The organism is Pseudomonas sp. EU05-FHT14B02, from assembly GCF_058791055.1.
In genome coordinates, this window is the sequence record NZ_JBYTDD010000012.1 from 86908 (window position 1) to 113013 (window position 26106).

Consider the following 26106-nt stretch of genomic DNA (forward strand, 5'->3'; position numbering starts at 1 on the left):
TTCAAACAAGGCGCGAATGGTAACAGGCGACACCCGCCCGGCTCCAGTGAACAGGGCATTTAAGCCAAGGTTGCGTCTGTAACGCCCGTATAGGGAGGTGAATGGCCTAAAATCAGCCGACAGCATTTACCGCTTATCGGCTGTATGCCAGATTTGCCCGCTGATAATTTCTCTTACAATTTCTCGACTACAGTTTGCCCCATGCCTGCCCAACTCAAGCGTCGCCTCTTCTCGTTCCTGCTGATTGTCCTATTGATTGCCGGGGGCTTGTTTGCCCATTGGCTCTTGAAGGGGCGCTTTTATGAAAGCACCGACAACGCTTATGTCCAGGGCGAGATCACCCGCGTTTCGAGCCAATTGGGCGCGCGTATCGATCAGGTGCTGGTGCAGGACAACCAGCATGTTGAGAAAGGCCAGCTGCTGGTCAAACTCGAAGGTGACGACTTCCGCCTCGCTGTCGACCGCGCCAATGCCGCCTTGGCCACTCGCCAGGCCGAACGCCTGCAAGCCCAGAGTAAACTGACCCAGCAGGCCAGCCTGATTGCCGCCAGCGAAGCGCAAGTCGCGTCCAGCCAGGCCAGCCTGGGTCGCTCGCAGATCGACCTGACCCGCGCCGAGACCTTGCGCAAACCCGGCTATATCTCGGAAGAACGGGTGACCACCCTCTCCGCCGACAACCACATCGCACGCTCGCAAGTGGCCAAGGCCCAAGCCGACGCGCAAAGCCAGCGCCAGCAGGTCAATGCACTGAATGCAGAAATCAAACGCCTCGACGCGCAGATCGCCAACGCCAGAACCGACCTGGCCCAGGCCGAACTGAACCTGACCCGCAGCGAAATCCATGCCCCCATCAGCGGCCTGATCGGCCAGCGTGCAGCCCGTGAAGGCCAATATGTGCAGGCTGGCGCTTACCTGTTGTCGATCGTGCCGGACGAAGACATCTGGATTCAGGCCAATTTCAAGGAAACCCAGATTGGCCACATGCAACCCGGCCAGGAAGCCGAACTGACCTTCGACGCCTACGGCGACACCCCGATCAAAGCCCGGGTCGACAGCCTGTTCGCCGCCTCGGGCGCGCAGTTCAGCCTGTTGCCGCCGGACAATGCCACGGGCAACTTCACCAAGGTCGTACAACGGATTCCAGTCAAACTCACCTTCGCCGCGGACAATCCGCTGCGCGGCAAGATCCGCCCGGGCATGTCGGTCACCGCCAAGGTGAACATCAAGGACGCCCCTGATGAAATCACCCCAAAAGTGAGCCACAAAGACGCCCCTGACGATGGCCGGTGATCAACTGATCCGCCCGGTCAGCGAACCGACCCGGCGGGACTGGATTGCGGTAATGAGCGTGATGCTCGGTGCGTTCATGGCGGTGCTGGACATCCAGATCACCAACTCCTCGCTCAAGGACATCCAGGGTGCACTGTCGGCGACCCTGGAAGAAGGTTCGTGGATTTCTACTTCGTACCTGGTGGCGGAAATCATCATGATCCCGCTCACGGCCTGGCTCGTGCAGCTGCTGTCAGCCCGGCGCCTGGCGGTCTGGGTGTCCCTCGGATTCCTGGTCGCGTCCTTGCTCTGCTCCATGGCGTGGAGCCTGGAAAGCATGATCGTGTTCCGCGCCCTGCAAGGCTTTACCGGTGGCGCGCTGATTCCGCTGGCGTTCACCCTGACCCTGATCAAGCTCCCGGAACACCACCGCGCCAAAGGCATGGCCATGTTCGCCATGACCGCCACCTTCGCGCCCTCCATCGGCCCGACCCTCGGCGGCTGGCTGACGGAAAACTGGGGCTGGGAATACATTTTCTACATCAACATCCCGCCCGGCCTGATCATGATCGCCGGCCTGATGTACGGCCTGGAGAAGAAAGAAGCCCACTGGGAATTACTGAAAAGCACCGACTACGCCGGCATTCTCACCCTCGGCGTCGGGCTCGGTTGCTTGCAGGTGTTTCTGGAGGAAGGCCATCGCAAGGACTGGCTGGAATCGAGCCTGATCGTAACCCTGGGCAGCATCGCACTGGTCAGCCTGATCAGCTTTGTGATCGTGCAGACCTCCAAACCGAATCCGCTGATCAACCTCGGCATCCTGCGCAATCGCAACTTTGGCTTATCAAGCATTTCCAGTGTCGGGATGGGGGTCGGTTTGTATGGCTCGATCTATCTGTTGCCGCTGTACCTGGCGCAGATCCAGAACTACAACGCCCTGCAGATCGGCGAAGTGATCATGTGGATGGGCGTGCCACAGCTGTTTCTGATTCCGCTGGTGCCCAAGTTGATGAAATACGTCTCGCCCAAATGGCTGTGCACACTGGGCTTCGGGCTATTCGGGTTGGCGAGTTTCTCTTCGGGCGTGTTGAACCCGGACTTTGCCGGGCCGCAGTTCAATCAGATCCAGATCATCCGCGCCCTGGGCCAACCACTGATCATGGTCACCATCTCGCTGATCGCCACCGCCTACATCCTGCCCCAGGATGCGGGATCGGCCTCGAGCCTGTTCAACATCCTGCGCAACCTCGGCGGCGCCATCGGCATCGCCCTGCTCGCCACGCTGCTGGATGCGCGGACCAAGGTTTACTTTGACTACCTGCGTGAATCCATCGTGCCGAGCAATCCGCAGGTCGCTGAACGGATCGCCTCACTGGCTGACCGGCTGGGCAATGAAACGGCAGCCTTGGGCAAACTCAGCGAGATCGCCCACCAGCAGGCGTCAATCATGGCCTACAACGATGCGTTTCATTTTGTCGGGATTGCGTTGGGGATCAGCATGGTGGCGGTGTTGCTGACCAAGAAATTGCCGGAGGGGTTGAAGGCTGGGGAAGCACACTAATTGATACTTGCAGCGCCCTGACCGGCCTCATCGCGAGCAAGCTCGCTTCCACAGGGATCACACCGAACCTTGTGGGAGCAAGCTTGCTCGCGATGAGGCCAGTTCAGACACGACAAATCAAACGGTAATCAACCGCTCGCGCAACTTGGCAATCTCGTCGCGCATCTGCGCCGCCGCTTCGAATTCCAGGTCGCGGGCGAGCTGGTACATCTTCTCTTCCAGCGCCTTGATACGCTTGGCGATCTCGCCCGGCGAGCGCAATTCCGCTTCGTATTTAGCGTTCTCTTCCGCAGCCTTGGCCATGCCCTTGCGCTTCTTGCTGCGCGAACCCGGCACGGTGGCGCCCTCCATGATGTCGGCGACGTCCTTGAACACACCTTTGGGGGTGATGCCGTTGGCCAGGTTGAAGGCGATCTGCTTGTCGCGACGGCGCTCGGTTTCGCCGATCGCGCGCTCCATGGAACCGGTAATCCGGTCGGCATACAGAATCGCCCGGCCATTAAGGTTACGTGCCGCACGCCCGATGGTCTGGATCAGTGAACGCTCGGAACGCAGGAAACCTTCCTTGTCGGCATCGAGAATCGCCACCAGCGACACTTCCGGCATATCCAGGCCTTCGCGTAGCAGGTTGATCCCCACCAGCACATCGAAAGTACCCAGTCGCAGATCACGGATGATCTCGACCCTCTCCACGGTGTCGATGTCCGAGTGCAAATAACGCACGCGCACGCCGTGATCCGCCAGATAGTCAGTCAAGTCTTCGGCCATGCGCTTGGTCAGCGTCGTGACCAGCACTCGCTCTTCCAGAGCGACGCGCTTGGTGATTTCCGACAGCAAATCGTCGACCTGGGTCAGTGCCGGGCGAATCTCGATTTGTGGGTCCACCAGCCCGGTCGGGCGCACCACCATGTCAATGACGCGGCCAGCGTGTTCGGCTTCGTAGTTGCCCGGGGTCGCCGAGACGAAAATCGTCTGCGGGCTGATGCTTTCCCACTCATCGAAACGCATCGGCCGGTTATCCAGCGCCGAAGGCAGGCGGAAACCGTATTCCACCAGCGTCTCTTTACGCGAACGGTCGCCTTTGTACATCGCACCGACCTGCGGAACGCTGACGTGGGACTCGTCGATCACCAGCAAGGCATCGGCAGGCAGGTAATCGTAAAGGGTTGGTGGTGCCGCGCCGGCTTCGCGGCCGGACAGATAGCGCGAGTAGTTTTCGATGCCGTTGCAGTAACCCAGTTCGAGGATCATCTCCAGGTCGAAACGGGTGCGCTGCTCCAGGCGCTGGGCTTCCACCAGTTTGTTGTTGGAGCGCAGGTACTCCAGACGCTCCTGCAACTCGACCTTGATGCCCTCGACCGCGCCCATCAGGGTTTCCCGTGGCGTCACGTAATGGCTTTTCGGGTAGAAGGTGAAGCGTGGCAGTTTGCGAATGACTTCGCCGGTGAGCGGATCGAACGCGGACAGGCTTTCCACTTCATCGTCGAACAGCTCGATGCGGATCGCCTCGAAATCGGATTCCGCCGGGTGGATATCGATCACATCACCACGCACGCGGAAGGTCGCACGGGCAAAATCCATGTCATTGCGGGTGTATTGCAGGTCGGCCAGGCGTCGCAGCAATTCGCGCTGGTCGAGCCGGTCGCCGCGATCCACGTGCAACACCATCTTCAAATAGGTTTCCGGGCTGCCCAGACCGTAGATGCACGACACCGTGGTGACGATGATCGCGTCCTTGCGCTCCAGCAACGCCTTGGTCGCGGAAAGGCGCATCTGTTCGATGTGATCGTTGATCGAGGCGTCTTTCTCGATGAAGGTGTCCGAGGACGGCACATAGGCTTCCGGCTGGTAGTAGTCGTAGTAGGAAACGAAATACTCCACCGCGTTGTTTGGGAAGAACGCCTTGAACTCCCCGTACAACTGCGCCGCCAGGGTCTTGTTCGGCGCCAGCACCAGGGTCGGGCGCTGCACCTGGGCGATCACGTTGGCGATGCTGAAGGTCTTGCCCGAGCCGGTCACACCGAGCAGCGTCTGGTGCGCCAGCCCGGCTTCGATACCCTCGACCATCAGGCGGATGGCTTCCGGCTGATCGCCGGCGGGCTCGAAACGGGTGACTAGCTGGAATTCAGACATGAAATACCTCTGGAATCACGCTTGCCGGCAGAACCGGCACGAACGAGAAAGACCGCAAACGACCGATGTCGCCCGAAGAAAAAACTGGATTGTGCTCAATGTGGAGCCGATTGCCAGCGCTTTCAAGGCAAACGTCCTACATCGCGCAAAACCTTTGCCGACACCATTCGACTAACGGTCGCAAAATAATCGGAAAAACTTACCTTAAAAGCCGAATAGCCTGTCGCCATTGATCGCGGATGGCCTCTATACTAGCTCCCCGTTTGTGCACCGCTCTAGTGCATTCGGCTGGAGCGCGACACGTCCCTCCACACTCCATTCAGAGCCGCCGCAATAATGAGCCTGTTCTCCGCTGTCGAAATGGCACCACGTGATCCAATCCTGGGCCTCAACGAAGCATTCAACGCCGATACCCGGACCAACAAAGTCAACCTGGGGGTCGGTGTTTACTGCAACGAGGAGGGGCGAATTCCACTCCTGCGCGCCGTTGTCGAAGCCGAAACCATTCGTGCCGCTCAACACGTTTCCCGTGGCTACCTGCCAATCGACGGCATCGCCGCCTACGACCAGGCCGTGCAAAAGCTGCTGTTCGGCAATGACTCGCCGCTGATCGCTGCCGGCCGTGTAATCACCACCCAGGCCGTTGGCGGTACTGGCGCCCTGAAAATCGGTGCCGACTTCCTCAAGCAACTGCTGCCGAACGCCGTTGTGGCGATCAGCGACCCGAGCTGGGAAAACCACCGCGCGCTGTTCGAAACCGCCGGTTTCCCGGTGCAGAACTACCGCTACTACGACGCCGCGACCCACGACGTGAACCGTACCGGCATGCTGGAAGACCTGAACGCGCTGCCAAACGGCTCGATCATTGTGCTGCACGCCTGCTGCCACAACCCGACCGGCGTGGACCTGAGCCCGGCGGACTGGAAAAACGTCCTGGAAGTTGTTAAAGCCAAAGGCCACGTGCCGTTCCTCGACATGGCCTACCAGGGCTTCGGCGATGGCATCGACGAAGACGCCGCTGCCGTACGCCTGTTTGCCGAGTCGGGCCTGACTTTCTTCGCCTCCAGCTCCTTCTCCAAGTCGTTCTCGCTATACGGCGAGCGCGTGGGTGCCCTGTCGATCGTCAGCGAATCGAAAGAAGAAAGCGCACGCGTGTTGTCGCAAGTCAAACGCGTGATCCGCACCAACTACTCCAACCCGCCGACCCACGGTGCCAGCGTTGTCGCTGCAGTGCTGAACAGCCCGGAACTGCGCGCCCAGTGGGAAGCCGAACTGGCCGAAATGCGCCTGCGCATTCGTGGCATGCGTACCCAGATGGTCGACCTGTTGGCACAAAAAGCGCCTCAGCGCGATTTCAGCTTCGTCGGTCGTCAGTGCGGCATGTTCTCCTACTCCGGCCTGACGGTTGAGCAAGTTCACCGCCTGCGCAACGAGTTCGGCATCTACGCCCTGGACACCGGCCGCATCTGCGTGGCCGCACTGAACCAGAGCAACATCAAGGTTGTGACGGACGCTATCGTCCAGGTCATCTGATGACACCTTGAAATGAAAAACGGGAAGCCATGTGGCTTCCCGTTTTTTATTTGTTGCAGATAATTTTCGGCAACTAGAGCGAGCCCTCTAAACTGCACACAACTATCCACTGTGGGAGCGAGCTTGCTCCGGGCGGCGTTCCGACGATGGCGATTGTCCTGCCAACATCAATGTTGAATGTGATGCCCTCATCGCGAGCAAGCTCGCTCCTACAGGTCTGTATACACCCTGGAATCCTGCGAGAACCCACATGAAAAACGATGACCTGCGCGCCGATCGCGATGACCTGGATGACCTGGATGACCTGGATCACTTCATCCCCCGCGCCCCGACAAAACGCGGCAACAACCTGGTAATGCAAGTCGCGGCTGGTGTATTCCTCGGCGGCCTGGCCCTGTGGCTGGTGCAATTGGGAGCCACGGCGCTCTACGCCAAACTGATGCTTGGCACGATTACCTTCGGCGGTTAAGCCAGTTCGGTCGCACGCTGGCTGGCAGCGTCGTCGTAGGCGACGTATAGCGATTCAGCGACCTGGCTCTTGATCGCTTTAGTGCTTTCCAGGCCCAGGACAAAACCTTCGGCCTTGCCGCCAGCACGGTTCAATGCTTCAGCGGTGCCGGCCTGAGTGATGGCGTCGAACAACTTTTCGGCGTGGGGGCCGACACCTTTGGGCAGGCTGATCTGAGAGATGCTCATGGGTGCATCCCGTGGTGTCGAGGTGTGAGGGTCAAATGATTCATGGCGCGTACCTTTTCGGCGAATGGCCGGCAGCGCGTGTCACCACTTCCGGGCAGCCATGGTAGACCTCTGGGGCGATCCTGTTAACCGCCAATCGCCGCTAAACCACCGCCCGCCCCGCTGATTCGCTCAAATTGTTATTCGACGCTTGACTTCTCTTTTTGAATCAGTAAGATACGCGCCATTCCGCGATAGCTCAGTTGGTAGAGCAAGTGACTGTTAATCACTGGGTCCCTGGTTCGAGTCCAGGTCGTGGAGCCAGACAGCAACATCGAAAAGCCCCTGAATCGAAAGATCCAGGGGCTTTTTTGTGGTCGATTGAAAAGCCAACGCCTGAAAAGCAAAAAGCCGATCTGTCTATTCGACAGATCGGCTTTTTTCAGTTGCCGTGAACGTCAGACATGCTCACTGCTTTTCGTGTGGACCGCCCGTGGTTCTGCCACGCCATGCTCCGATTCCAGCACCGGAATTTCCTTGCCGTCGCAATCGTGCAGTTTACCGTCGCTGAAATAGTCCCCTTCACGCAACGCCGCCAGATCCTGATAACGCAACACCCGCTCGGTACCGGCCGCAAACACTGATTGCTGGTCGGAGTTACCAGCAGTCAGATGGTTGAAGGTCAGGTTCAGCACGATGGCCATGATTGCCGAAGAACTGATGCCCGAATGGAAAATGGTCGCGAACCAGCTCGGGAAGTGATCGTAGAAGCTAGGTGCAGCGATCGGGATCATGCCGAAGCCAATCGAGGTCGCGACGATGATCAGGTTGACGTTGTTGCGGTAGTCGACCTTGGACAAGGTCCGAATGCCGCTGGCCGCGACGGTACCGAACAGCACGATGCCAGCACCACCCAGCACGGAGGTCGGTACGGCGGCGATGACCCGGCCCATGAAGGGCAGCAGACCGAGGATCACCAGGAACAGACCGCCGGTGGCCACCACGTAGCGGCTCTTGATGCCGGTGACCGCCACCAGACCAACGTTCTGGGCGAAGGCGCTCTGGGTGAAGGAACCGAAGATTGGCGCGAACATGCTCGACAGCATGTCAGCGCGCAGACCGTTGCCCAGGCGCTTGGAGTCAACCTTGGTGCCGATGATCTCACCGACGGCCAGAATGTCCGCCGACGTCTCCACCAGCGTCACCATCACCACGATGCACATCGACAGGATCGCAGCGAAGTGGAAGGTCGGCATGCCGAAGTGGAACGGCGTCGGGAAGCCGAACATCGGGCCCTGGGTTACGGACGAGAAATCCGCCATGCCAAGGAACACCGCGATCACCGTACCAATGACCATGGCCAACAGAATCGACAGGCGGGAGATGGTCGCACTGCCGATTTTGCTCAGAAACAGCACCAACACCAGCGTTACCGCCGCCAGACCGATGTTCGCCATGCTGCCGAAGTCCGGCGCATGGCTATTGCCGCCCATTGCCCAGCGCGCGGCTACCGGCATCAGCGTCAGGCCGATAGTGGTAATCACGATGCCGGTCACCAGCGGCGGGAAGAACTTGGTGATACGCGAGAACACCGGGGTTATCAGCAACCCGATCAGGGACGCCGCTATCACAGCCCCCAACACAGATTGAAACCCGCCCTCCCCGCCACTGCTGACAATCGCCACCATGGTCGCGACGCCGGAGAAGGATACGCCCTGCACCAGCGGCAATTGACAACCAAAAAACGGTAAACCCAGGGTTTGCAGCAGTGTTGCCAGCCCCCCCGCAAACAATGAAGCAGCAATCAACAAACCGATGTCCGCCGGCGAGAGCCCGGCCGCCTGGCCGATGATCAATGGCACCGCGACGATACCGCCATACATGGTCAGAACATGTTGCAGGCCATAAGCCATATTCGCGCCGATCCCAAGATTTTCGTCCTCGGGCCGTTGGTGTGAAACATGGGGCGTTTTCATGGAGGGGGTTCCCTGGTTTTTGTTATGCGCACACTGTATGCAAGACATAGGACAAATGTCTATAGAGTTGTATACAACTTATCAGTCACAAAATGGATACTTGTCCATTTCCGCCTGACACCTACCCTCCTGGCCACGCCAAAAACCTTGAAATACATCCCTCGCCGCCCACACCCGCGTGCTGACTAGTCTTTTGAATTCCTGGCGACCATCGGTATGGCTCGCCTCTTTTTTATACATATAAAGTATGCATAATTAAGTCATTCGAAATTCAGTTCCACAAGGCCAAGAACGCAGCCAACAAACTCAAGCACCAAGGCATCAGCCTCGCAGAGACTGAACCGGTATTCCATGACGAGCGAGCGCTGACCATCGAGGACAACCACCATGATGAACAACGCTGGATCACCCTGGGGCTGGACGCCAAAGGCCGATTGCTGGTTGTCGTGTACACCCACCGCGATCCGAATTTCGTTTGAATCATTTCCGCGCGCATCGCCACCAAAAGCGAGCGTCGTCAGTACCTGGAGGCATGACCGATGAAAGACGAATACGATTTCAGCAACGCCAGGCGCGGGGCCGTGGCGCCCGCCAAAGGCAAGACCCGCATTACCATCATGCTCGATGACACAGTCATCGAAGCAGCCCGCGCACTGGCAGAACACGAGGGGTACGGATACCAGACGGTGATCAACAATACCTTGCGCCGAGCCCTGCTCAACGAAGGCAAGAGCGCACACCTGAAACAAACCCTCACCCCTGCCGAACTCAAGGGTCTGGAGCAGAAACTGGCAGAGGCCTTGCGCGAAATCCAACGGGTGATGGAGCCGGGAGTCCAGCCCTGAAACACAAAGGGCCGATCATCAAGACCAGCCCTTTGTAATATCCAGGATCAGCGAGCTACCGGGGTGCAGCGATCAATCGTTTCAGAGTCCGTGCCAATTGCGCCTGTTCCGGTACGCGAATGCCGAACTCGCTGCCCAGCAGGCCAATCAGTTCCTGAACATCCGTCACCTCCCGCCGCTCGCTGTCATGGCCAATCCGGTGAATCGCGAAGCTGCCATTGTTGAGCGTGCGTCGCCACCCCTCCCCGGTGCGCGCCACCATCAACTGCTTGACGAAAGACGACTCGGGGTGGGTCGAGACGTACCAGTTGCCCACAGCAAAATCGATATCTTCCTGACGTTGCAGGTCGAAGATGTACATCGCTCGCCATTCGCCCGCAACGTTGGCGCGCAGAGTAAAGCCGTCGACGTGCAGATCGATGCGATACGACTCGTGCGGGGTGGGTTGTTCGGCGCGGGTATCAAGCAACAGGGGCGCGGTCGGTACCATGCCGCCGAAGCCGACGTCGGTGATGTAGCGCACGTCATCGATGATGACCAGGCTCAGGCGATGGGTCCGGGCAGTCCAGGAGCCCTCCGGCTGGCCCATCACCACCCGGCCGCTGATGGCCCGGGCGTCGAAACCCAATTCCTGTAGCAAGGCCAGGAACAGATTGTTGAGTTCGTAGCAGTATCCGCCACGACCATCGTGCAAGACCTTCTGCTCTATGGACGGCAAGTCGATCAGCACCGGCTCGCCGGATAATGTGGTGAGGTTTTCAAACGGGAAAATGCCGGTATGGCGCAGTTGCAGCTGGCGCAAGGTTTCCAGGGTCGGCGCTGGAGGTGCATCGAAGCCCAGGCGTTGCAGATACAAAGCACGGTCGGTCAGGCGTGGCTCACTCATCGTTCAGTCCTTTTGCACGCAAGCGGCGGATTGCTCCGCCAGTGGTCGCTATGTATACGGGATCAAGCACTGCCGCCGACAATTGATTTAGCCAATCACCCGGCATGAAAAAACTCAACGCCGCTTGTGCGAGCCCAATTGAATCCAGGTCGGTGCGTGGTCGCTGGCATGGGGCTCGTTGCGCACCCACGCATCCACTCCGGCGTCTTGCAGATACGGACTCAGGGCCGGGTTGAGCAGCAGATGGTCAATGCGCAGCCCCGAGTTTTTCTGCCAGTGCTGACGAAAATAATCCCAGAACGTGTAGAGCCGATCCTGTGGATGCAGGTGCCGCAATGAATCGGTCCAGCCCTGGCCCAGCAACCGCTGGTAGCACTCTCGACTTTCCGGTTGCAGCAAGGCGTCCTTGAGCCAGGAGCGCGGGTTGTAGATGTCCAGGTCGGTGGGCACCACGTTGTAGTCCCCCGCCAGCACAACTGGATGTTCGCTGCCTTCAAGCGTCTGCGCGTAACGGATAAGCCGTTCGAACCACGCCAGCTTGTAATCGAATTTCGGCCCCGGTTGTGGGTTGCCGTTGGGCAAATACAAGCAACCCACCAGAACCCCGTGGACAGCGGCTTCCAGATAGCGACTCTGGTTGTCGCTGTCATCACCGGGCAACCCGCGTCGGCTTTCCAGCGGCTGCGCATCCCGCGCCAGGATCGCCACGCCGTTCCAGGACGCCTGCCCCTGCCAGCTGGCGCCGTAGCCAGCCGCTTCAAGCTCAGCCGCCGGGAATGCGCTGTCCACTGCCTTCAATTCCTGCAGGCAGGCGATATCCGGTTTTTCCCGCTCAAGCCAGGCCAACAGATTTGGCAGGCGTGCGCGCAGACCATTGACGTTGAACGTGGCGATCCGCAACTTTTTCATGAACGGACACTCCTGATGACGAGGTGCCTGACGTGTGACACCGACAGGTTTCGCAGGCTGCGTCAGCGATCCCTGAGGCGGTAGCACCTTGAGCGCAAGCTGGTCGATCATAGGCCTTGCTGACGCTGAGAGCTGTGTACGAGCTTGCTCGCGATGGCGTCGTATCAGTGGCCAACCATTTGCCTGACCTGTCGCTTTCGCGGGTAAGCCCGCTCCCACAAGGTTCTCGTTTGGCCATGGATCGGTGCCCCCTAAGCCCCGTGCCACTCGTCAACCGGGTCGGCACCAACCGCGTGCCCCTTCACACTAACATCAGGTAACGACTCATCCCCGGAGACGACCATGATGAACATAAAAATGACTTCGCTGCTCCTGGCCGGATGGTTGTCGGCTACGTCCCTGGCCACATTTGCGGCGTCCGGTGATAGTCCTGGCGCGACCGGTACGGCACCCGGCGCAACCCGCAATTCGATTCTGCTGCCAGACAACAACAGGCCCAGCGATCCTTCGGGTAACAGCCGGCGCGGACAGAGCCCCGGCTCTTCAAGCGGCAGCACCGGAGTCAATGGTCCGGGCAGTGGCGCGGGCGGCGGCACCGGTGCGCCCGGTGGCGGAACCGGCGGTGCTGGCGGCGGAACGGGCAGCTGGACAGGCAAAAGCCGCCAATGACATGCCGTCATTGGCAGCTTTTTGTCACCGCAGGCCTACATCGGCTTGACCGCTGGCGGGTTCCACTTGCCATTCAGCGCCTCGGCTTTCGGGCCGTACAGACGCATGGTCAGGTTGAACGGCCCTTTGGGTGCCGGTAGCCAGTTGGCCTCCAGATCCTTGCCAGGGCTTTCGTTCTGGAAATAGAGATCCAGCGAGCCATCGGCGTTGTTCTTGAACGGCATCCAGCTACTGACCGCAAAACGATTGAGTGAGTTGGCGACCTGAAACCCTTCCGGGTCATACAGGGTGATCGACCAGAAGGCATTCACTGGCGGCGCCTCGCCCTTGTTGAAATGCAGCACGTACTTGTTTGCGCCCTCGAGCGGCTTGCCGTTGCTGTCGCCGATGTTCAACGGATAAATCGCGTCCTCGGGCAGGTTGGCACCGAGCCCCACCTGCGTAACGATGGCGCGCTTGAGGTAGTAGTTGCCGTAGACACCCATGGTGTCAGTGTTCATCGACCAGCCATTGACCTCCCGCGCCAGGGTCGGCACTTTCCAGGTCATTAAGGCCTGCGCATCCTGGGGCACGCTTTGCAACGCAGCCTGGATTTGCGGATCCAGCGTGTCCATGTCGAACGGCTTGCCGGGTTCGATGCCGATCCGTTTGATCTGCGCCAGCATGGGCTGGTCGGTGCTGTGCGGCGGATTCACTTTCAGCAGTTCGGCGGCGTAAGTGAAGTAGTTGGCAGCCGACATGGAATCGACCTGAATCTTCGGTGGCGTTTTCATGTCCACCGCCGGGTCGATCTTCACGGTGACGGCTTCAGGTTCCTTGCCCAACCGGGACAACGGCGTAACCGTGTAACCGGCCTGGATCTTGTGCACCGCCGCGTAATCCGCCGCGCCATCAGTCTTGGTACGGCCGATGACCCAGACAAACGGGGTTGGCGCCGGCAGGTGGCTCATCCCGGCGGGCACCGTCCCGGTCCATCCCGGCGGCGTCACCAGAAATTGCCCGGCTTCAGTGCCCGTGGTGCGCCAGCCCGGCGAAGCGAATACGTCGGTCCACATATCCAGCATCGGTAACAGGTAGAAACGCCCATCGGTATCGGGCGCGGCGATCACCAGCGGTTCCTTGGTCAAGTCCAGCCAGGCAATCGAATACAACGTGTCGAAATTAGAGCGCACCACCCCTTTGAAATCGGCAGGCGGGTACTGCGGCACACTCACAAACATGTTCATCGGGCCTTTGCCGAACTCCTTGCCCGGCTCGATGTTGGTGAACTGCTTGCGAGTGACGTCCATGCTCAGCAGCGGGTAAAAATAGATGTAGGCATCCACGCCGATCGAGTGAGCTTCTTCGGCGGTGATTTTCGATTGCGCGTGGCTGGCCAGCGGAAAGATGGCAGTGGCTGCGACGGTCAAAGCAACGGCTGTCAACGTTTGAGGTATCAACATGTTGGCGATCGTCCATGCGAGTGGATGTCTGCCGGGATCGACAGAACAATCGGAACTCTAGACGATCAATTCCGCCAGGTACGGGAGACAGACCACCGGCAGCAACAGCACCTCAACGGTCGGAGCGCATCAACGCCTCGACGCCACCGGCCATCGACAACGTTGCCACGCGGTTTCTCCCCGAATGCTTGGCCTGATACAACGCCGCATCCGCCCGCTCGACAAACACATCCATGCTGTCACGCCCCGACGGCACGAACGAATAGCAACCAAGACTCACCGTCACGTAGCCATTGGGCGAGCCGGTGTGGCTGATGTGCTTGTCGATGACGCTGCGGCGGATCTGCTCGGCAATCGTCATGGCGCCGTGGATGTCGGTGTCCGGCAGCAGTACCGCAAACTCTTCGCCGCCGTAACGCACCGCCAGATCGGCCTTGCGGTGGCAGCAACTCTTCAGCGCGCGTGCCACTTCGGCCAGGCAGTGATCCCCCACCACGTGGCCGTAGGTGTCGTTGTAGCGCTTGAAGTAATCGATATCGACCATGATCAGGCTCAAAGGGCTCGTCTGCCGGGCGCCGCGCCCGAACTCGACGTCCAGCGCCCGCTCGAACAATCGGCGGTTGGCCAATCCGGTCAGGCTGTCGTGGGTGGCAATCAGCTCCAGCGCTTGCTGTGCCCTGCGCAAATCCGACTCGACCCGCTCGCCAACACGCACCTGATGCAGGAACACCCACCCGAACAACCCCACACCCAGCAATACCAGGGCAACAATGAGACTGGAGCGAAACGCCGTGTCGTACCAGCCAGCGAGAATGGATTCCGTGGACGCCGCCGCCGTGACCACCAGCGGATACGCCTCCAGTTGTCGGTAACCGTAAAGGCGTGTCACACCATCGATGATGGATGTAAACATCGCATTGCCGGAGCTGGCCAGTGGCAGGGACTTCTGGAAAATCTCGCTCTGGGCCAGCGACGTGCCGATCTGCGCCTCTACAAAAGGTCGACGCGCCAACAGCGTGCCATCGGTCAAGCCGAGAAACATCGAGCCGTTTTCGTCGAGGCTGAAGCTTTTGAAGAACTGGTCGAAGTACGACATCTTGATCCCGGCCAGCAATACGCCCTGGAAATGGCCGTTCTTGTCGTTGACCCGTTTGGAAACCGGAATGATCCACTCACCGTTTTCCCGACTGCGAATGGCCGGGCCGATATGCGCCACCGACGATACGTTCTGCTGGTGATACTTGAAGTACTCGCGATCGGCGACGCCGGGCCCCCGAGGCAGATTTTCAAACGAGGTCACCACCCACTGGCCCTTCTGGTCGAACAGCAGGATGCCGTGCAACTGATCCAGCGCCAGCACGCGCCGAGCGAAGGTCTGCTGCAAGCGTGGCCGTTGGTCCGGGCCGAACCCGTCGACCTGAATCCAGTCCACCAGGCTGGTCAATACCAGGTCGGCCTTCATGAAGGTGTCTTCGGCTTGCTGCGCCATGGCCCGCGTCAGGTTCGAAGACGCCACTTGCGCCAGGCTCAGGTCGTGGCGACGGGACTGTTCCAGTTGCAGGTAGAGCAAACCGCACAGGCACAGGCACACCGTGGCAATGAACAATACCGCGGCCTTGCGCAGCGGTATGCGTTTCAATGCGATGCCAGGGGTGTGGTCCGGGTCGTTAAAGCGCGTGGGCAAAAGTTCATCCTGTCGGGGCAAGGCATGGGCAACGACCCAAAGCCCTCAGTCTTCGGGGGGGCGTAGTTTACGGGGTTATCCAGGACAAATGGGTGGCCACTTGCCCAGCGGTAACACACCGCCCATCGGTGCTGCCCGGACACAACGTCCGCACCCTGACTGCGCTGCAAACATGACCCAGGGCAAGCGCTGCCAGTGCGTCAACGAGCTACGATTAGACAAACCTCAATACAGGGAATCGACATGAGCAAGGCAGACGAACTCGCCGCAAAATTGAAACAGACACGGCTGACCAGCGCGGATCAGGCGATCGATGGCTGGCCGGGCCAAGTCTACGAACTGTATCAACGAATAGAGACCTGGCTACAGCCGTTGACCGAAGCGGGCCTGATCCTGCGGCGCAACCCCACCCACGTCTACGAGAGCCACCCCGATGGCAACGAATACGACTACGCCATCGACCAGTTGGTGATCATCGGCAACGAGCACAGCATTACCTTTGACCCGGTTGCACGCTTCACCGCCGACGGTGAGGGGCGGGTCGAGATCCACACAACAGAAAACGAGCTCGCCCTGTTGCGCACCGTGGACGAACACGGTGAAACACACTGGTGGCTACAAACGATCGAGCAGGCCACCGCGCAACTGGATGCGGTGGCGCTCACGAAAAGCGATCTGCTTGTCGTGGTCGAGCAAGGGCTGGCGCTTTAGGAAGTTTGCCGAACGGCCTGGTAATACCTGTAGGAGCGAGCTTGCTCGCGATGGACTCAAGGGCGCTGCGTTTAACCAGTAAACATGCGGTATCGTTAGCGACCATCGCGAGCAAGCTCGCTCCTACAAGTATCAGCCCATGACCGCCCGTTTCCAGTCTTTCGCTACAGCTTGTTCTGCCCCGTCACCACCAGCGGTATCTCTGCGCGACGCAAATCCAGAGCTGGCAATTTCGTAGGCTGACTCAAGCCCTGCAGCACCCTGGCATCGTAATCATAAATGTCGGGCTTGAACGTCACCCGCCCGTCATTACTCAGGTCCACGGTCCAGTAAGCCAACAACACCGGCACTTTCACCGGTAGCGGAATGTTCTCGGTCCTGCCATTGGCCAACTGTTTTTGAATCCCGGCGCTGTTCCAGCGCACCGGGTCGTTAAACAACAACTCGACCAGTTGCAAGGGGTTTTCCACGCGGATGCAGCCTGAACTGGTGGCCCGAACTGTCTTGGCAAATAGCTCGCGGTGTGGCGTGTCATGCAGGTAAATCGCATAGTCGTTGGGGAAGCGGATCACTACCTGCCCCAGCGAACTGTCGGGGCCGGCATCCTGACGCAGGTGGATGCCTCGCGGGTTGCTCCAGTCGACACTCGACGGATCAAGCACATTGCCTTCGCGATCCAGCACGCGGATCCGGTTGGCTGCCAGATAACCCGGATCGCTCTGGACTTTCGGAATCACGTCCTGCTTGAGAATGGTCGGCGGTACGGTCCAGGTCGGGTTGAACGTGATGTAGGTGATTTCGGCCTGGAATACCGGCGTACTGCGCACCGGCTTGCCGACTTGCACTCGCGAACGCCAGATCGGCAGACCGTCACGGTACATCGCCACCTTGTATCCGGCGATATCGACGATCACAAACGTGCCCTGCAGTTTGTACAACAGCCACCGGGCGCGCTCCATGTTGACCCGCACCTGATCGATCCGCGCCTCGACCGGCACGTTCAGCGCCGCCAGCGTCGCCGCCCCCGCCACGCCATCGACCCCCAGGTATTGCTCGGTCTGATACTTCTTCACCGCGGCGATTACCTTGTCGTCGTAACCGGCTTTTTTCGACAGGTGCGCGTCCAGGTAACCGCCCGCCACCAGACGCGCACGCAATTGAGCCACCGCCACCCCGTCCATGCCGGGTTTGAGCGATTGCCCTTCAGTGACTTTCGGCCAGCCGCCCGCATCATGAACCTGGCGCAACCGGGCCAGGCCTTCACGCAAATTGCGGTAAATCTCTTCCTGAGGAGGCGCACCGGCGAATGCACGCGAAACGTCATGGGCATCGAGGGCGGCGAACAGGTTGCTCATGTCCTCGTGGGCATTACCGCCGGCAGGATCGAAATTCCAGTGAATGTCCAGCCGCGACGGATCGACTTTACCCCGGCGCAGTTGCAGCAGCGCGGTGATGAACGTGCGAGTCGCCGCCATGTCGAACATCGCCCGTTGCGCCGTGGAAGGCATGGCAGCCACCAGCGACTCATGGGCCTGAGCCAGTTCGGTGATGCGGAAATCCGCCGGATTCAGGCCGTCGATCCGGGTGTCTTCGAGGCTCTTGAGTAATTGCGCCACGTCACGATCATCCGTCCACGCGGCGCGATAGTTGCGATGCATATAGAAATCCAGCACCACCCGACTGACATCCACACGCTGATGGCGCCTGGACGTGAGCACCGGCGGAAAAGCCGATCGCAGCGGTTCCAGCGTCGCTTGAATCGCTTGGCCGACCGCGTCGTCGGGCGCCGCGGCATCGATTGTGCTGCTCGCCGCAGATACCGGCTCAATCGGCGAAACTTGCCCAAACGCCGCACCGCTGATCAGAAAGCCCATAAAAAACATGCGGCTTATGACGAATGACCTTGTTAACTGCACCATGGATAATCCTTAATCCCCCGTTTCAAACGGCTAGTTTTCCGCTCGCTGCTAGACTCGAAATTATCATGATGAGACCCGACTATGGCGCTAAACCGCTTTGGCCTTTTATTTGCCATTTTACTGACGTGCCTTTCAGTAACGTCAGCCTACGCCGATTCGCTTGAAAACGCGCTGGTCAAAGCAGCACCCGGCGCCGACGCCAAAGTGATTGCCCTGGCCGTTCGTGCGACTCAATGCAGCCGTGCCCAAGGTGTCGCCCCCGCCCAACGACTGGCGGTGATCGATTACTCCCTGCCCTCGACCGAACAACGCCTTTGGGTCTTCGACCTTAAACGGCGCAAGTTGCTATTTCACGAACTGGTCGCCCATGGCCGCAACAGCGGTGAAAACATGGCCACGCTGTTCTCCAACCGCAACGAAAGCCACGCTACCAGCATCGGTCTGTTCCGCACCCAGCAAAGCTACCTCGGCCAGAACGGTTACTCGTTGCGCATGGAAGGCCTGGAGCCCGGCTTCAACGATAACGCCTTTGACCGGGCCATCGTCATTCACGGCGCCCCCTATGTCAGCCCGGTGCTGGCCCGCGCCAATGGCCGCATCGGCCGCAGCCTGGGTTGCCCGGCCGTCAGACCGGCGATTGCCCATCGGCTGATTGATTCGATGAAGGACGGGCAATTGTTGTTTTCGTACTACCCGGACCAACGCTGGCTGAAGTCATCTTCCTACATAAACTGCAGCGGCGACACGGTGGCCTCAAGGGAAAAGTCCACTTCACGCCGGTAAGCGACACCCAACCTGTCAAAACTGTAATCTTCGCCTCAGCCAGCTGAAAGGCACCGCCTGCTAGCCTTGTCGATAAGTTCAACAGGCTGACGGGCGGAACACACGGCATGCACTCCCACACTTCAAGACGCACCTTCGTCAAAGGCCTGGCCATCGGCGGGCTCTTCGGCGGCCTCGGGTTATGGCGCACGCCGGCTTGGGCAATCAGCAGTCCCGGCGAACCGCAGGTGTTGGCCGGTAATGATTTCGACCTGTTCATCGGCGAATCCCCGGTCAACTTCAGCGGCAGCCCACGCACCGCGATGACCATCAACGGCGGCATCCCCGGTCCGCTGTTGCGCTGGCGTGAAGGCGATACGGTGACGCTGCGGGTGCGCAACAGACTCAAGGACAGCACATCCATTCACTGGCACGGCATCTTGCTGCCGGCCAACATGGACGGCGTGCCGGGGCTGAGCTTCAAGGGTATCGAGCCCGGCGGCATTTACGTCTACCAGTTCACCGTGCGCCAGAACGGCACCTACTGGTATCACAGCCATTCGGGGTTTCAGGAACAATCCGGCGTCTACGGCCCGCTGGTGATCGACGCCAAAGATCCGGAGCCGTTCCAGTACGACCGCGACTACGTGGTGATGCTCAGCGACTGGACCGACGAAGACCCAGTCGGCCTGATGAAGACGCTGAAAAAACAGTCCGATTACTACAACTTCAACAAACGCACCGTGGGCGATTTCATCCACGACGTCAGCGAAAAAGGCTGGGGGCCGACCGTCGCCGACCGCAAAATGTGGGCCGAGATGAAGATGAACCCCACCGACCTGGCGGACGTCGGCGGCGCCACTTACACCTACCTGTTGAACGGCCAGGCGCCGGATTCGAACTGGACCGGGGTGTTCCGCCCCGGGGAAAAGCTGCGGCTGCGCTTCATCAACGGCTCGGCCATGACCTACTTCGACGTGCGCATCCCCGGCCTGAAAATGACGGTGGTCGCCGCCGATGGCCTGCACGTCAAACCCGTGAGCGTCGACGAGTTTCGCATCGCCGTGGCGGAAACCTTCGACGTTATCGTCGAACCGACCGAAGCGGCCTACACCCTGTTCGCCCAGGCGATGGATCGCACCGGATACGCACGGGGCACCCTGGCGGTGAAGACAGGACTGGCTGCGCCGCTGCCGCCACTGGACCCGCGCCCCCTGGTGACCATGGATGACATGGGCATGGGCGGCATGGACCACGGCAGCATGGCGGGCATGGATCACAGCAACATGGACATGGGCGATATGCCCGGCATGCAGTCCCATCCAGCCTCGGAAACCGACAACCCGCTGGTGGACATGCAAGCCATGTCTACCTCACCGAAACTCGACGACCCCGGCATGGGCCTGCGCAACAACGGGCGCCGCGTACTCACCTACTCCGACCTGCGCAGCACCTTCGAAGACCCTGACGGCCGCGAGCCTGGCCGCACCCTGGAACTGCACCTGACGGGCCACATGGAAAAATTTGCCTGGTCGTTCAACGGCGTGAAATTCTCTGATGCAGAGCCGTTGCGCCTCAAGTACGGCGAGCGGGTACGGATCGTGCTGGTCAACGACACGATGATGATGCACCCCATCCACCTGCATGGCATGTGGAGCGACCTCGAAGACGAGAACGGCCAGTTCATGGTGCGCAAACACACCATCGACATGCCACCGGGCTCCCGGCGCAGCTATCGGGTCACAGCCGATGCACTCGGCCGCTGGGCCTATCACTGCCATCTCCTGTACCACATGGAAATGGGCATGTTCCGTGAAGTTCGCGTGGAAGAATGAGGTGCACCCCATGATTCGATTTACCCCGTTTATTTTCGCACTCGTGACCTCGACGGCAATGGCCGCCAGCGACGACATGCAAGGCATGGATCACAGCCAGATGGACCACGGCCAGATGCAAGGCATGGATCATAGCCAGATGAACCACGGCCAGATGCAAAGCATGGACGAAGGCCAGATGCAGCCCGCCGCGCCCAGTGAAAGTCGCACGCCGATCCCGGTGCTGACCGATGCCGATCGCGCTGCGGTGTATGTCGATCCCGCCGGTCACCACGTACATGACAGCACGCTCAATTCCTTTTTCCTCGCCGACAAACTGGAATGGCAGGACGCCGATGACGGCAGCACCCTGGCCTGGGACTTGTCCGGTTGGGTCGGCGGTGACATTGACCGCCTGTGGCTGCGCTCCGAAGGCGAGCGCACCAACGGCGTGACCGAGGACGCGGAAGTCCAAGCCCTTTGGGGCCACGCCATTTCCCCGTGGTGGGACGTCGTCAGTGGCGTGCGCCAAGACTTCAAACCCGGTGCCCCGCAAACCTGGGCTGCGTTCGGCGTGCAAGGCATGGCGCTGTACAATTTCGAGGCCGAAGCCACGGCGTTCATCGGTGAAGGCGGCCAGAGCGCCGTGCGGCTGGAGGGCGACTACGACATCCTGCTGACCAATCGGCTGATCCTGCAGCCGACCGTCGAACTCAACGCCTACGGTAAAAACGATCCGCAACGGGGCATCGGCGCCGGGCTGTCCAACACCGAGGCTGGTTTGCGCCTGCGCTACGAAATCCGCCGGGAATTCGCACCCTACCTCGGCGTGACCTGGAACCGCACCTACGGCAACACCGCCGATTACGCCAACGACGAAGGCGAGGACCGCAGCGAAACCCGTCTCGTGCTCGGTGTTCGGATGTGGTTCTGAACAGACTCACCCAAAACCAACAACAACCGCTTCGAGCGGTAAAGGACCTTGCATGCGCATCTTCAAACCCACCGCTATCGCAGTCGCGTTGCTCAGCGGCCTGCTTGTTAGCACCCTCGCTCAAGCGCACCCCAAACTACTCTCTTCCACCCCGGCGGAAGGCGTAGAAGGTGCATCACCCGACAAGATCGAACTGCACTTCTCCGAAAACCTCGTCACCCAGTTTTCCGGTGCAAAACTGCTGATGACCGAAATGTCCGGCATGGCCCATGCCCCGATGCCGGTCAAGGCCAAAGTCAGCGGCGGCAGCGATCCGAAGACCATGTTCATCATCCCGGCAGCGCCCTTGGCTGCCGGCACCTACAAGGTCGAATGGCGCGCGGTGTCGTCGGACACCCACCCGATCACCGGCAACGTCACCTTCAAAGTGAAATGATTGATGAGCGACTCGGCCAACGTCGTGCTGCGGTTTGTGTTGTATGTGGATTTGATGTTGTTGTTTGGCGTGGCGCTGTTCGGGCTCTACAGCTTCAAGGGACAGGAACGGCAATCCGGGACAGTCTTGCCCTTTCGCCGGTTATTGACGGGAACAGCCGGGCTCGGCGCGCTGCTGTCCATCGCCGGCATGGTGCTGATGGTCTGCGTCATGAGCGGTGAATCGGACGTTACCGAGTTGCGCCCTCACCTCGAAATGATGCTGTTCGAGACGGACGTCGGGTTGGCCTGGGCCGTGCGGATGATTGCATTAGCAGTCGCGGGTCTGGCGTTGATGCTCAACCCACGCGCCCCGGGCATCAGCCTGGTGATCGCCGCCACGGCCGGCGGCATCGCCCTCGCCAGCCTGGCCTGGAGCGGGCATGGCGCCATGGACGAAGGCAGTCGCCGTTATTGGCATTTCGCTACGGACATCCTGCACCTGTTGGTGGCGGGTGTCTGGCTCGGCGCGCTGCTGGCGTTTGCGTTGATGGCGCAACCCCGGACCCTGCAAACCGAAGCGCACATACGGTTGCTGGCTCACGCAGTCAAGCGATTTGAGCTTGTCGGGGCGCTGGTCGTTGTGATCATCGCCGTGACAGGCGTAGTGAACTACCTCTTCATTGTCGGTCCGAAACTCGATGAGGTTTTACTCAGCCACTACGGAATTTTGCTGGCGATCAAAATACTGCTGTTTGCCGGGATGCTGGTGTTGGCGGCGCTGAACCGCTTTCATCTTGGCCCCTTGCTGGAGCGGTCGTTGCGAGAGGGCCAATATCGCGTGGCAGCCCATGCGCTTCGGCGCAGTGTGTGGGTGGAAATGGCCGCGGCGATATTGATTTTGGGGTTGGTGGCGTGGCTGGGTACGTTGAGCCCGGAAGTGGAGTGAGTCATCTTCAGGGGCGTTGATTTTTCACACTGGTGAAAGTTTCACTACACTCCCCTTTCAAAACCACTCCAGCACATAAGCCCGATAACAATGACGAAAATCAAAAGAGCAGTGATGCTCGGCGGCTTGCTCGCACTCTCCCTTGACGCCCAGGCAGAACCTTCGCATCTGGACAGCGTCATGCAACAGGGACAACTGCGCGTCTGCACCACCGGCGACTACAAGCCCTACACCCTCAAAGCCGAGGACGAATACTCCGGCATAGACATCGCCATGGCCCGCTCCCTGGCCGACAGCCTTGGCGTCAAGGTCGAGTGGGTGCCCACCACTTGGAAAACCCTGATGCCCGACATGCTCGCCGGCAAGTGCGACATCGCCATGGGCGGCATCTCGGTCACCCTGGAAAGGCAGAAAAAAGCCTTCTTCAGCAGCATCCTGGACGTCGACGGCAAAATCCCGCTGGTGCGCTGCGAAGACCAGGCGCTGTACCAGACCGTCGAACAGATAAACCAGCCAACGGTTCGCCTGGTCGAACCCGCCGGCGGTACCAACGAAGCCTTCGTCCACGCCTTCCTGCCCAAGGCGCAATTGAAGTTGCACGACAACGTGAGCATCTTTCAGGAACTGCTGGATAAAAAAGCCGACGTGATGATCACCGACGCCTCCGAGGCGCTGTATCAGCAGAAGCTGAAACCGGGCCTGTGCGCGGTCAACCCCACGCACTACATGCAATACGGCGAAAAAGCCTACCTGCTACCCCGCGACGACATCACCTGGAAGCTGTACGTCGATCAGTGGCTGCACCTGTCCAAGGCGACAGGCAACTACCAGAAGATTCTGCGGCAGTGGCTGGCGGTGCCCGGCGCCAAGTAACGATTCGTTTTTTTTGCACAACGAAGGGCGCCCCTAAAGGAGCGCCCTTCTTCATTGCAGAGCGCGCATCAATCGTCGTGCAGCAAACCTGAGCCGTATTCGCCGAAGCTATTGCCGAGCGCACTCCCATGGAAATTCATCTTGTCGGGATTGCTGCTGGTCGGCCCCGGGCCAAACCCGGCCGGCTGCACCGAGTCGGCCGAAAAATCACGATGGGCGCTCACACCCGAACAGGCGCTCAACAACAAAGCACCGGCAAGCAGCGAGACTTTGACGAGGTTTACGATCATTTTTTGATTCCTGCGGGTTGAAGCGAGGGGCATGGCGTTTGGCGGTCATCCTATGCCTCGTCTGTGCCGGTCAACATGAAACTTTGGGGCGTGACAGCGCTGGTTCAGGAATCGTGCGCACCTGGCGATCTCTCACATCCACTACCTTGCGGATCGACATTGTCCAAGGCTCGATTCACCAACAACTCCCCCACCACCGCCAGTTGCTGAATCGACAGCGCCAAACTGCGTGTTGAACCTTCGAGCTTGCAAGCCAGGTCAGTGGTCAAGACGTTCAACGATGCAAGGGTTTCGCAGGCATTACACAAGAGCGTTTCAGTATCGACGTTGGGCAGAATGGTGAAAACATGGCAGACGGGGTCAACGTGATTCGGGTTTCGTAGACGTTTGCTGACCACCCGCTGAGAGTCAACGGATAGTTGAGCAAGATCGAGAGAGTCGGAAGCTATTGCGGTTTCCGGAGGGTCAGGCGTTATCTTTTTCATCGTTATCCTTCCTAGAATTAACCAAAGGAACTGCCAGCATCACTTCCACATGATGGGGTGGCAGCTGTGCGCAGGTGTGGAAGACCGGGGATCTAGGAACCCGGCGCACCCGAAAGTGCCCCGCGCACAGCCGCCATAATTTAACAGCAGACATGAAAAAAGCGCCTGCTAAATCGCCCTGAGGCATGCCCAAACCCCACAAGCACCATTCCTGATAAACTCCTCCACCTCTCAGCCTCACCGATTCCAGATCCCCCATGTCCGTAACCACCGCCACACCCGCCCCGCTCTCCCGCCGTTTCTCCGTCGCGCCCATGATGGATTGGGTGTAGCCATCCGCCGCAGCCCCGGCCCACCTGGCCCATCCCGCTTTATTGCTTCTCCTTGTAGCAACTTTTAAGCGAGCTGTGAGACAGGCCTGTCACGGGCACTACCGGTTTATGGTGTGTCGTTTCAGGGGGAGCTCCCTAGCGGCAGTAAGTCACCCTCTCCCCCTCGACTGCTAAGCTGAATGCTTCAAGGAGGATTCTCAATGCCACACGCTGACCTGCTCCCTTCCCTGCTGTTCAAGATCAATGAAAACCAACTCGCCCTGGAAGCCGCCATCATGGAGCTTACGATTTGGGTCGAGCAGCGGGGAGCCGCGGAGGTCGCCGACAACGTGCGCGGCGCCCTGGAAGCCATCGAAAAAAATGAAGAGTTCATCAGGATGACACTCGCGGTGATGATGACGCCGGATTGATTGCTTTCGATTGCAGCCCTTCACGATAGGCAGCAATGGGCCTAATTCTGTCCGAGCAGAATTACACCGCGATTCTAAAGGGGTAACGTAAGGTTCTCTGGGTCAGTGAAACCGGGCAATTCCTTACTTTGGAATACCTGGTTTAAACCCTGCTTACACGGTCAATGGTACAATGATTGGTACGACCTTCACTCGCCCGTACGCCCTGCCAATCCCTTCTGGGAAAGAATCGTAGGAGCAACCATGGCTCGCTCACACCTTACAGCTGAAAGTGCGACTTCAATCATTGAATCGGCATTCACCCCACTGCGCTGCGTAGCTGAACGCTGGGACTATGGCGAACGCGTGCGATTCCGGGTTTTCGATAGCTCAGATGAGCCTGCATTCACCGTAGAGGAACTACTGAAACGACAGTTTGCTGATTCAAGCAATCTCAAATCGTTGATCGATTCCTGGCGCGCTACCTTGGTGAAACGAGGTTTTGTCCTTGAAAGCTGGGAATTTCCAACTATTCCTACCATTCCAAGCTGATCCAGAACAAATTCACATGCTGCGTTTGTTATGGACTTACGTTAAAAACCGCCAATGGTCAGAGCAATAGTCCAGGCTTAACCTGAATAATCAGATATCG

General features: G+C 59.4%; 26 protein-coding genes and 1 tRNA gene. 17 read left to right on the forward strand and 10 right to left on the reverse strand.

From position 1 onward, the window contains the following. The first annotated feature begins 201 nt into the window (after positions 1 to 201). Both AC3WTM_RS13415 and AC3WTM_RS13420 read left to right on the forward strand, forming a co-directional pair. Positions 202 to 1290 (forward strand): HlyD family secretion protein, encoded by a 1089-nt coding sequence (locus tag AC3WTM_RS13415; protein WP_102668818.1) that lies wholly within the window; start codon positions 202 to 204, stop codon positions 1288 to 1290. Next, positions 1280 to 2830: an MDR family MFS transporter gene (locus AC3WTM_RS13420; RefSeq protein ID WP_102668819.1), complete on the forward strand. Its 1551-nt coding sequence runs from the start codon at positions 1280 to 1282 to the stop codon at positions 2828 to 2830. The genes AC3WTM_RS13415 and AC3WTM_RS13420 overlap by 11 nt, the downstream gene beginning before the upstream one ends. A 117-nt stretch (positions 2831 to 2947) precedes the next feature. Here the strand turns inward: AC3WTM_RS13420 and uvrB are convergent, their stop codons facing one another. Next, entirely contained in the window at positions 2948 to 4963 is a 2016-nt protein-coding gene (gene uvrB, locus AC3WTM_RS13425; RefSeq protein WP_102668820.1) for an excinuclease ABC subunit UvrB, read from the reverse strand. 336 nt (positions 4964 to 5299) lie between these two features. Here uvrB and AC3WTM_RS13430 point away from each other — a divergent pair, with 336 nt between their 5' ends. Both AC3WTM_RS13430 and AC3WTM_RS13435 read left to right on the forward strand, forming a co-directional pair. After that, positions 5300 to 6496, forward strand: coding sequence for an amino acid aminotransferase (locus tag AC3WTM_RS13430; protein ID WP_008050829.1), 1197 nt, complete (start codon positions 5300 to 5302; stop codon positions 6494 to 6496). 250 nt (positions 6497 to 6746) lie between these two features. After that, the gene (locus AC3WTM_RS13435; RefSeq protein ID WP_102668821.1) at positions 6747 to 6965 is read left to right on the forward strand and encodes a hypothetical protein; all 219 of its coding nucleotides are present in this window, start codon (positions 6747 to 6749) and stop codon (positions 6963 to 6965) included. Here the strand turns inward: AC3WTM_RS13435 and AC3WTM_RS13440 are convergent. Next, on the reverse strand, positions 6962 to 7192 hold the full coding sequence (locus tag AC3WTM_RS13440; RefSeq protein WP_007978659.1) for a hypothetical protein: 231 nt from the start codon (positions 7190 to 7192) through the stop codon (positions 6962 to 6964). The genes AC3WTM_RS13435 and AC3WTM_RS13440 overlap by 4 nt on opposite strands. A 227-nt stretch (positions 7193 to 7419) precedes the next feature. On the opposite strand from AC3WTM_RS13440, the gene AC3WTM_RS13445 reads away from it, so the two are divergent. After that, a tRNA-Asn gene (locus tag AC3WTM_RS13445) sits at positions 7420 to 7495 on the forward strand. A 134-nt stretch (positions 7496 to 7629) separates the two neighbouring features. On the opposite strand, the gene AC3WTM_RS13450 is transcribed toward AC3WTM_RS13445, so the two are convergent. Beyond that, positions 7630 to 9147 (reverse strand): nucleobase:cation symporter-2 family protein, encoded by a 1518-nt coding sequence (locus AC3WTM_RS13450; protein WP_057715592.1) that lies wholly within the window; start codon positions 9145 to 9147, stop codon positions 7630 to 7632. A 254-nt stretch (positions 9148 to 9401) separates the two neighbouring features. Between AC3WTM_RS13450 and AC3WTM_RS13455 the strand changes: the two genes are divergently transcribed. Together AC3WTM_RS13455 and AC3WTM_RS13460 are read left to right on the forward strand one after the other, a co-directional pair. Continuing rightward, a complete protein-coding gene (locus tag AC3WTM_RS13455) occupies positions 9402 to 9626 on the forward strand; it encodes a BrnT family toxin (RefSeq protein ID WP_102668993.1) in 225 nt (74 codons plus the stop codon). Positions 9627 to 9686: 60 nt separating this feature from the next. Then, positions 9687 to 9992 (forward strand): BrnA antitoxin family protein, encoded by a 306-nt coding sequence (locus AC3WTM_RS13460; RefSeq protein ID WP_102668822.1) that lies wholly within the window; start codon positions 9687 to 9689, stop codon positions 9990 to 9992. A 55-nt stretch (positions 9993 to 10047) separates the two neighbouring features. On the opposite strand, the gene AC3WTM_RS13465 is transcribed toward AC3WTM_RS13460, so the two are convergent. Further along, positions 10048 to 10878, reverse strand: coding sequence for an arylamine N-acetyltransferase family protein (locus AC3WTM_RS13465; RefSeq protein ID WP_102668823.1), 831 nt, complete (start codon positions 10876 to 10878; stop codon positions 10048 to 10050). A 114-nt stretch (positions 10879 to 10992) separates the two neighbouring features. Continuing rightward, positions 10993 to 11787 (reverse strand): exodeoxyribonuclease III, encoded by a 795-nt coding sequence (locus AC3WTM_RS13470; RefSeq protein WP_102668824.1) that lies wholly within the window; start codon positions 11785 to 11787, stop codon positions 10993 to 10995. Between the two features lie 342 nt (positions 11788 to 12129). On the opposite strand from AC3WTM_RS13470, the gene AC3WTM_RS13475 reads away from it, so the two are divergent. Continuing rightward, complete coding sequence (locus tag AC3WTM_RS13475; RefSeq protein ID WP_173677886.1) at positions 12130 to 12456, forward strand: hypothetical protein; 327 nt, start codon at positions 12130 to 12132, stop codon at positions 12454 to 12456. Between the two features lie 35 nt (positions 12457 to 12491). On the opposite strand, the gene AC3WTM_RS13480 is transcribed toward AC3WTM_RS13475, so the two are convergent. After that, positions 12492 to 13898, reverse strand: a complete 1407-nt coding sequence (locus tag AC3WTM_RS13480) for a DUF1254 domain-containing protein (RefSeq protein ID WP_102668825.1) — start codon at positions 13896 to 13898, stop codon at positions 12492 to 12494. A 112-nt stretch (positions 13899 to 14010) separates the two neighbouring features. Further along, positions 14011 to 15582: a sensor domain-containing diguanylate cyclase gene (locus tag AC3WTM_RS13485; RefSeq protein WP_102668826.1), complete on the reverse strand. Its 1572-nt coding sequence runs from the start codon at positions 15580 to 15582 to the stop codon at positions 14011 to 14013. Positions 15583 to 15825: 243 nt separating this feature from the next. Between AC3WTM_RS13485 and AC3WTM_RS13490 the strand changes: the two genes are divergently transcribed. Next, entirely contained in the window at positions 15826 to 16293 is a 468-nt protein-coding gene (locus AC3WTM_RS13490) for a hypothetical protein (protein WP_102668827.1), read from the forward strand. A gap of 164 nt (positions 16294 to 16457) precedes the next feature. On the opposite strand, the gene AC3WTM_RS13495 is transcribed toward AC3WTM_RS13490, so the two are convergent. Then, positions 16458 to 18212: a L,D-transpeptidase family protein gene (locus tag AC3WTM_RS13495; protein WP_102668828.1), complete on the reverse strand. Its 1755-nt coding sequence runs from the start codon at positions 18210 to 18212 to the stop codon at positions 16458 to 16460. An 81-nt stretch (positions 18213 to 18293) separates the two neighbouring features. Between AC3WTM_RS13495 and AC3WTM_RS13500 the strand changes: the two genes are divergently transcribed. The 6 genes from AC3WTM_RS13500 to AC3WTM_RS13525 all read left to right on the forward strand — a co-directional run bounded on the left by AC3WTM_RS13500 (position 18294) and on the right by AC3WTM_RS13525 (position 23958). Next, positions 18294 to 18995: a murein L,D-transpeptidase catalytic domain family protein gene (locus AC3WTM_RS13500; RefSeq protein ID WP_102668829.1), complete on the forward strand. Its 702-nt coding sequence runs from the start codon at positions 18294 to 18296 to the stop codon at positions 18993 to 18995. A gap of 107 nt (positions 18996 to 19102) precedes the next feature. Beyond that, on the forward strand, positions 19103 to 20809 hold the full coding sequence (locus AC3WTM_RS13505) for a copper resistance system multicopper oxidase (RefSeq protein WP_102668830.1): 1707 nt from the start codon (positions 19103 to 19105) through the stop codon (positions 20807 to 20809). Between the two features lie 10 nt (positions 20810 to 20819). Continuing rightward, positions 20820 to 21722, forward strand: coding sequence for a copper resistance protein B (locus AC3WTM_RS13510; protein WP_102668831.1), 903 nt, complete (start codon positions 20820 to 20822; stop codon positions 21720 to 21722). Positions 21723 to 21774: 52 nt separating this feature from the next. Further along, positions 21775 to 22158, forward strand: a complete 384-nt coding sequence (gene copC / locus AC3WTM_RS13515) for a copper homeostasis periplasmic binding protein CopC (RefSeq protein ID WP_090454177.1) — start codon at positions 21775 to 21777, stop codon at positions 22156 to 22158. 3 nt (positions 22159 to 22161) lie between these two features. Continuing rightward, positions 22162 to 23085 carry a copper homeostasis membrane protein CopD gene (copD, locus tag AC3WTM_RS13520; protein ID WP_102668832.1) on the forward strand — a complete coding sequence of 308 codons (924 nt, stop codon included), beginning with the start codon at positions 22162 to 22164 and terminating at the stop codon, positions 23083 to 23085. Between the two features lie 114 nt (positions 23086 to 23199). Beyond that, a complete protein-coding gene (locus AC3WTM_RS13525) occupies positions 23200 to 23958 on the forward strand; it encodes a transporter substrate-binding domain-containing protein (protein WP_371918570.1) in 759 nt (252 codons plus the stop codon). Between the two features lie 68 nt (positions 23959 to 24026). Here the strand turns inward: AC3WTM_RS13525 and AC3WTM_RS13530 are convergent, their stop codons facing one another. Together AC3WTM_RS13530 and AC3WTM_RS13535 are read right to left on the reverse strand one after the other, a co-directional pair. Next, positions 24027 to 24248 (reverse strand): hypothetical protein, encoded by a 222-nt coding sequence (locus tag AC3WTM_RS13530; protein ID WP_102668834.1) that lies wholly within the window; start codon positions 24246 to 24248, stop codon positions 24027 to 24029. Between the two features lie 104 nt (positions 24249 to 24352). After that, entirely contained in the window at positions 24353 to 24733 is a 381-nt protein-coding gene (locus AC3WTM_RS13535) for a DUF6124 family protein (RefSeq protein WP_102668835.1), read from the reverse strand. A 532-nt stretch (positions 24734 to 25265) separates the two neighbouring features. Here AC3WTM_RS13535 and AC3WTM_RS13540 point away from each other — a divergent pair. Both AC3WTM_RS13540 and AC3WTM_RS13545 read left to right on the forward strand, forming a co-directional pair. After that, the gene (locus AC3WTM_RS13540; RefSeq protein WP_102668836.1) at positions 25266 to 25475 is read left to right on the forward strand and encodes a hypothetical protein; all 210 of its coding nucleotides are present in this window, start codon (positions 25266 to 25268) and stop codon (positions 25473 to 25475) included. Between the two features lie 243 nt (positions 25476 to 25718). Beyond that, the gene (locus AC3WTM_RS13545; RefSeq protein WP_146023677.1) at positions 25719 to 26006 is read left to right on the forward strand and encodes a hypothetical protein; all 288 of its coding nucleotides are present in this window, start codon (positions 25719 to 25721) and stop codon (positions 26004 to 26006) included. Positions 26007 to 26106: the final 100 nt, after the last annotated feature.

Coding starts and splice junctions, on each gene's coding strand:
- AC3WTM_RS13415 (WP_102668818.1), top strand. CDS start 202: ATGCCTGCCCAACTCAAGCGTCGCCTCTTCTCGTTCCTGCTGATTGTC.
- AC3WTM_RS13420 (WP_102668819.1), top strand. CDS start 1,280: ATGGCCGGTGATCAACTGATCCGCCCGGTCAGCGAACCGACCCGGCGG.
- uvrB (WP_102668820.1), bottom strand. CDS start 4,963: ATGTCTGAATTCCAGCTAGTCACCCGTTTCGAGCCCGCCGGCGATCAG.
- AC3WTM_RS13430 (WP_008050829.1), top strand. CDS start 5,300: ATGAGCCTGTTCTCCGCTGTCGAAATGGCACCACGTGATCCAATCCTG.
- AC3WTM_RS13435 (WP_102668821.1), top strand. CDS start 6,747: ATGAAAAACGATGACCTGCGCGCCGATCGCGATGACCTGGATGACCTG.
- AC3WTM_RS13440 (WP_007978659.1), bottom strand. CDS start 7,192: ATGAGCATCTCTCAGATCAGCCTGCCCAAAGGTGTCGGCCCCCACGCC.
- AC3WTM_RS13450 (WP_057715592.1), bottom strand. CDS start 9,147: ATGAAAACGCCCCATGTTTCACACCAACGGCCCGAGGACGAAAATCTT.
- AC3WTM_RS13460 (WP_102668822.1), top strand. CDS start 9,687: ATGAAAGACGAATACGATTTCAGCAACGCCAGGCGCGGGGCCGTGGCG.
- AC3WTM_RS13465 (WP_102668823.1), bottom strand. CDS start 10,878: ATGAGTGAGCCACGCCTGACCGACCGTGCTTTGTATCTGCAACGCCTG.
- AC3WTM_RS13470 (WP_102668824.1), bottom strand. CDS start 11,787: ATGAAAAAGTTGCGGATCGCCACGTTCAACGTCAATGGTCTGCGCGCA.
- AC3WTM_RS13475 (WP_173677886.1), top strand. CDS start 12,130: ATGATGAACATAAAAATGACTTCGCTGCTCCTGGCCGGATGGTTGTCG.
- AC3WTM_RS13480 (WP_102668825.1), bottom strand. CDS start 13,898: ATGTTGATACCTCAAACGTTGACAGCCGTTGCTTTGACCGTCGCAGCC.
- AC3WTM_RS13490 (WP_102668827.1), top strand. CDS start 15,826: ATGAGCAAGGCAGACGAACTCGCCGCAAAATTGAAACAGACACGGCTG.
- AC3WTM_RS13495 (WP_102668828.1), bottom strand. CDS start 18,212: ATGGTGCAGTTAACAAGGTCATTCGTCATAAGCCGCATGTTTTTTATG.
- AC3WTM_RS13500 (WP_102668829.1), top strand. CDS start 18,294: ATGGCGCTAAACCGCTTTGGCCTTTTATTTGCCATTTTACTGACGTGC.
- AC3WTM_RS13505 (WP_102668830.1), top strand. CDS start 19,103: ATGCACTCCCACACTTCAAGACGCACCTTCGTCAAAGGCCTGGCCATC.
- AC3WTM_RS13510 (WP_102668831.1), top strand. CDS start 20,820: ATGATTCGATTTACCCCGTTTATTTTCGCACTCGTGACCTCGACGGCA.
- copC (WP_090454177.1), top strand. CDS start 21,775: ATGCGCATCTTCAAACCCACCGCTATCGCAGTCGCGTTGCTCAGCGGC.
- copD (WP_102668832.1), top strand. CDS start 22,162: ATGAGCGACTCGGCCAACGTCGTGCTGCGGTTTGTGTTGTATGTGGAT.
- AC3WTM_RS13525 (WP_371918570.1), top strand. CDS start 23,200: ATGCTCGGCGGCTTGCTCGCACTCTCCCTTGACGCCCAGGCAGAACCT.
- AC3WTM_RS13530 (WP_102668834.1), bottom strand. CDS start 24,248: ATGATCGTAAACCTCGTCAAAGTCTCGCTGCTTGCCGGTGCTTTGTTG.
- AC3WTM_RS13535 (WP_102668835.1), bottom strand. CDS start 24,733: ATGAAAAAGATAACGCCTGACCCTCCGGAAACCGCAATAGCTTCCGAC.
- AC3WTM_RS13540 (WP_102668836.1), top strand. CDS start 25,266: ATGCCACACGCTGACCTGCTCCCTTCCCTGCTGTTCAAGATCAATGAA.
- AC3WTM_RS13545 (WP_146023677.1), top strand. CDS start 25,719: ATGGCTCGCTCACACCTTACAGCTGAAAGTGCGACTTCAATCATTGAA.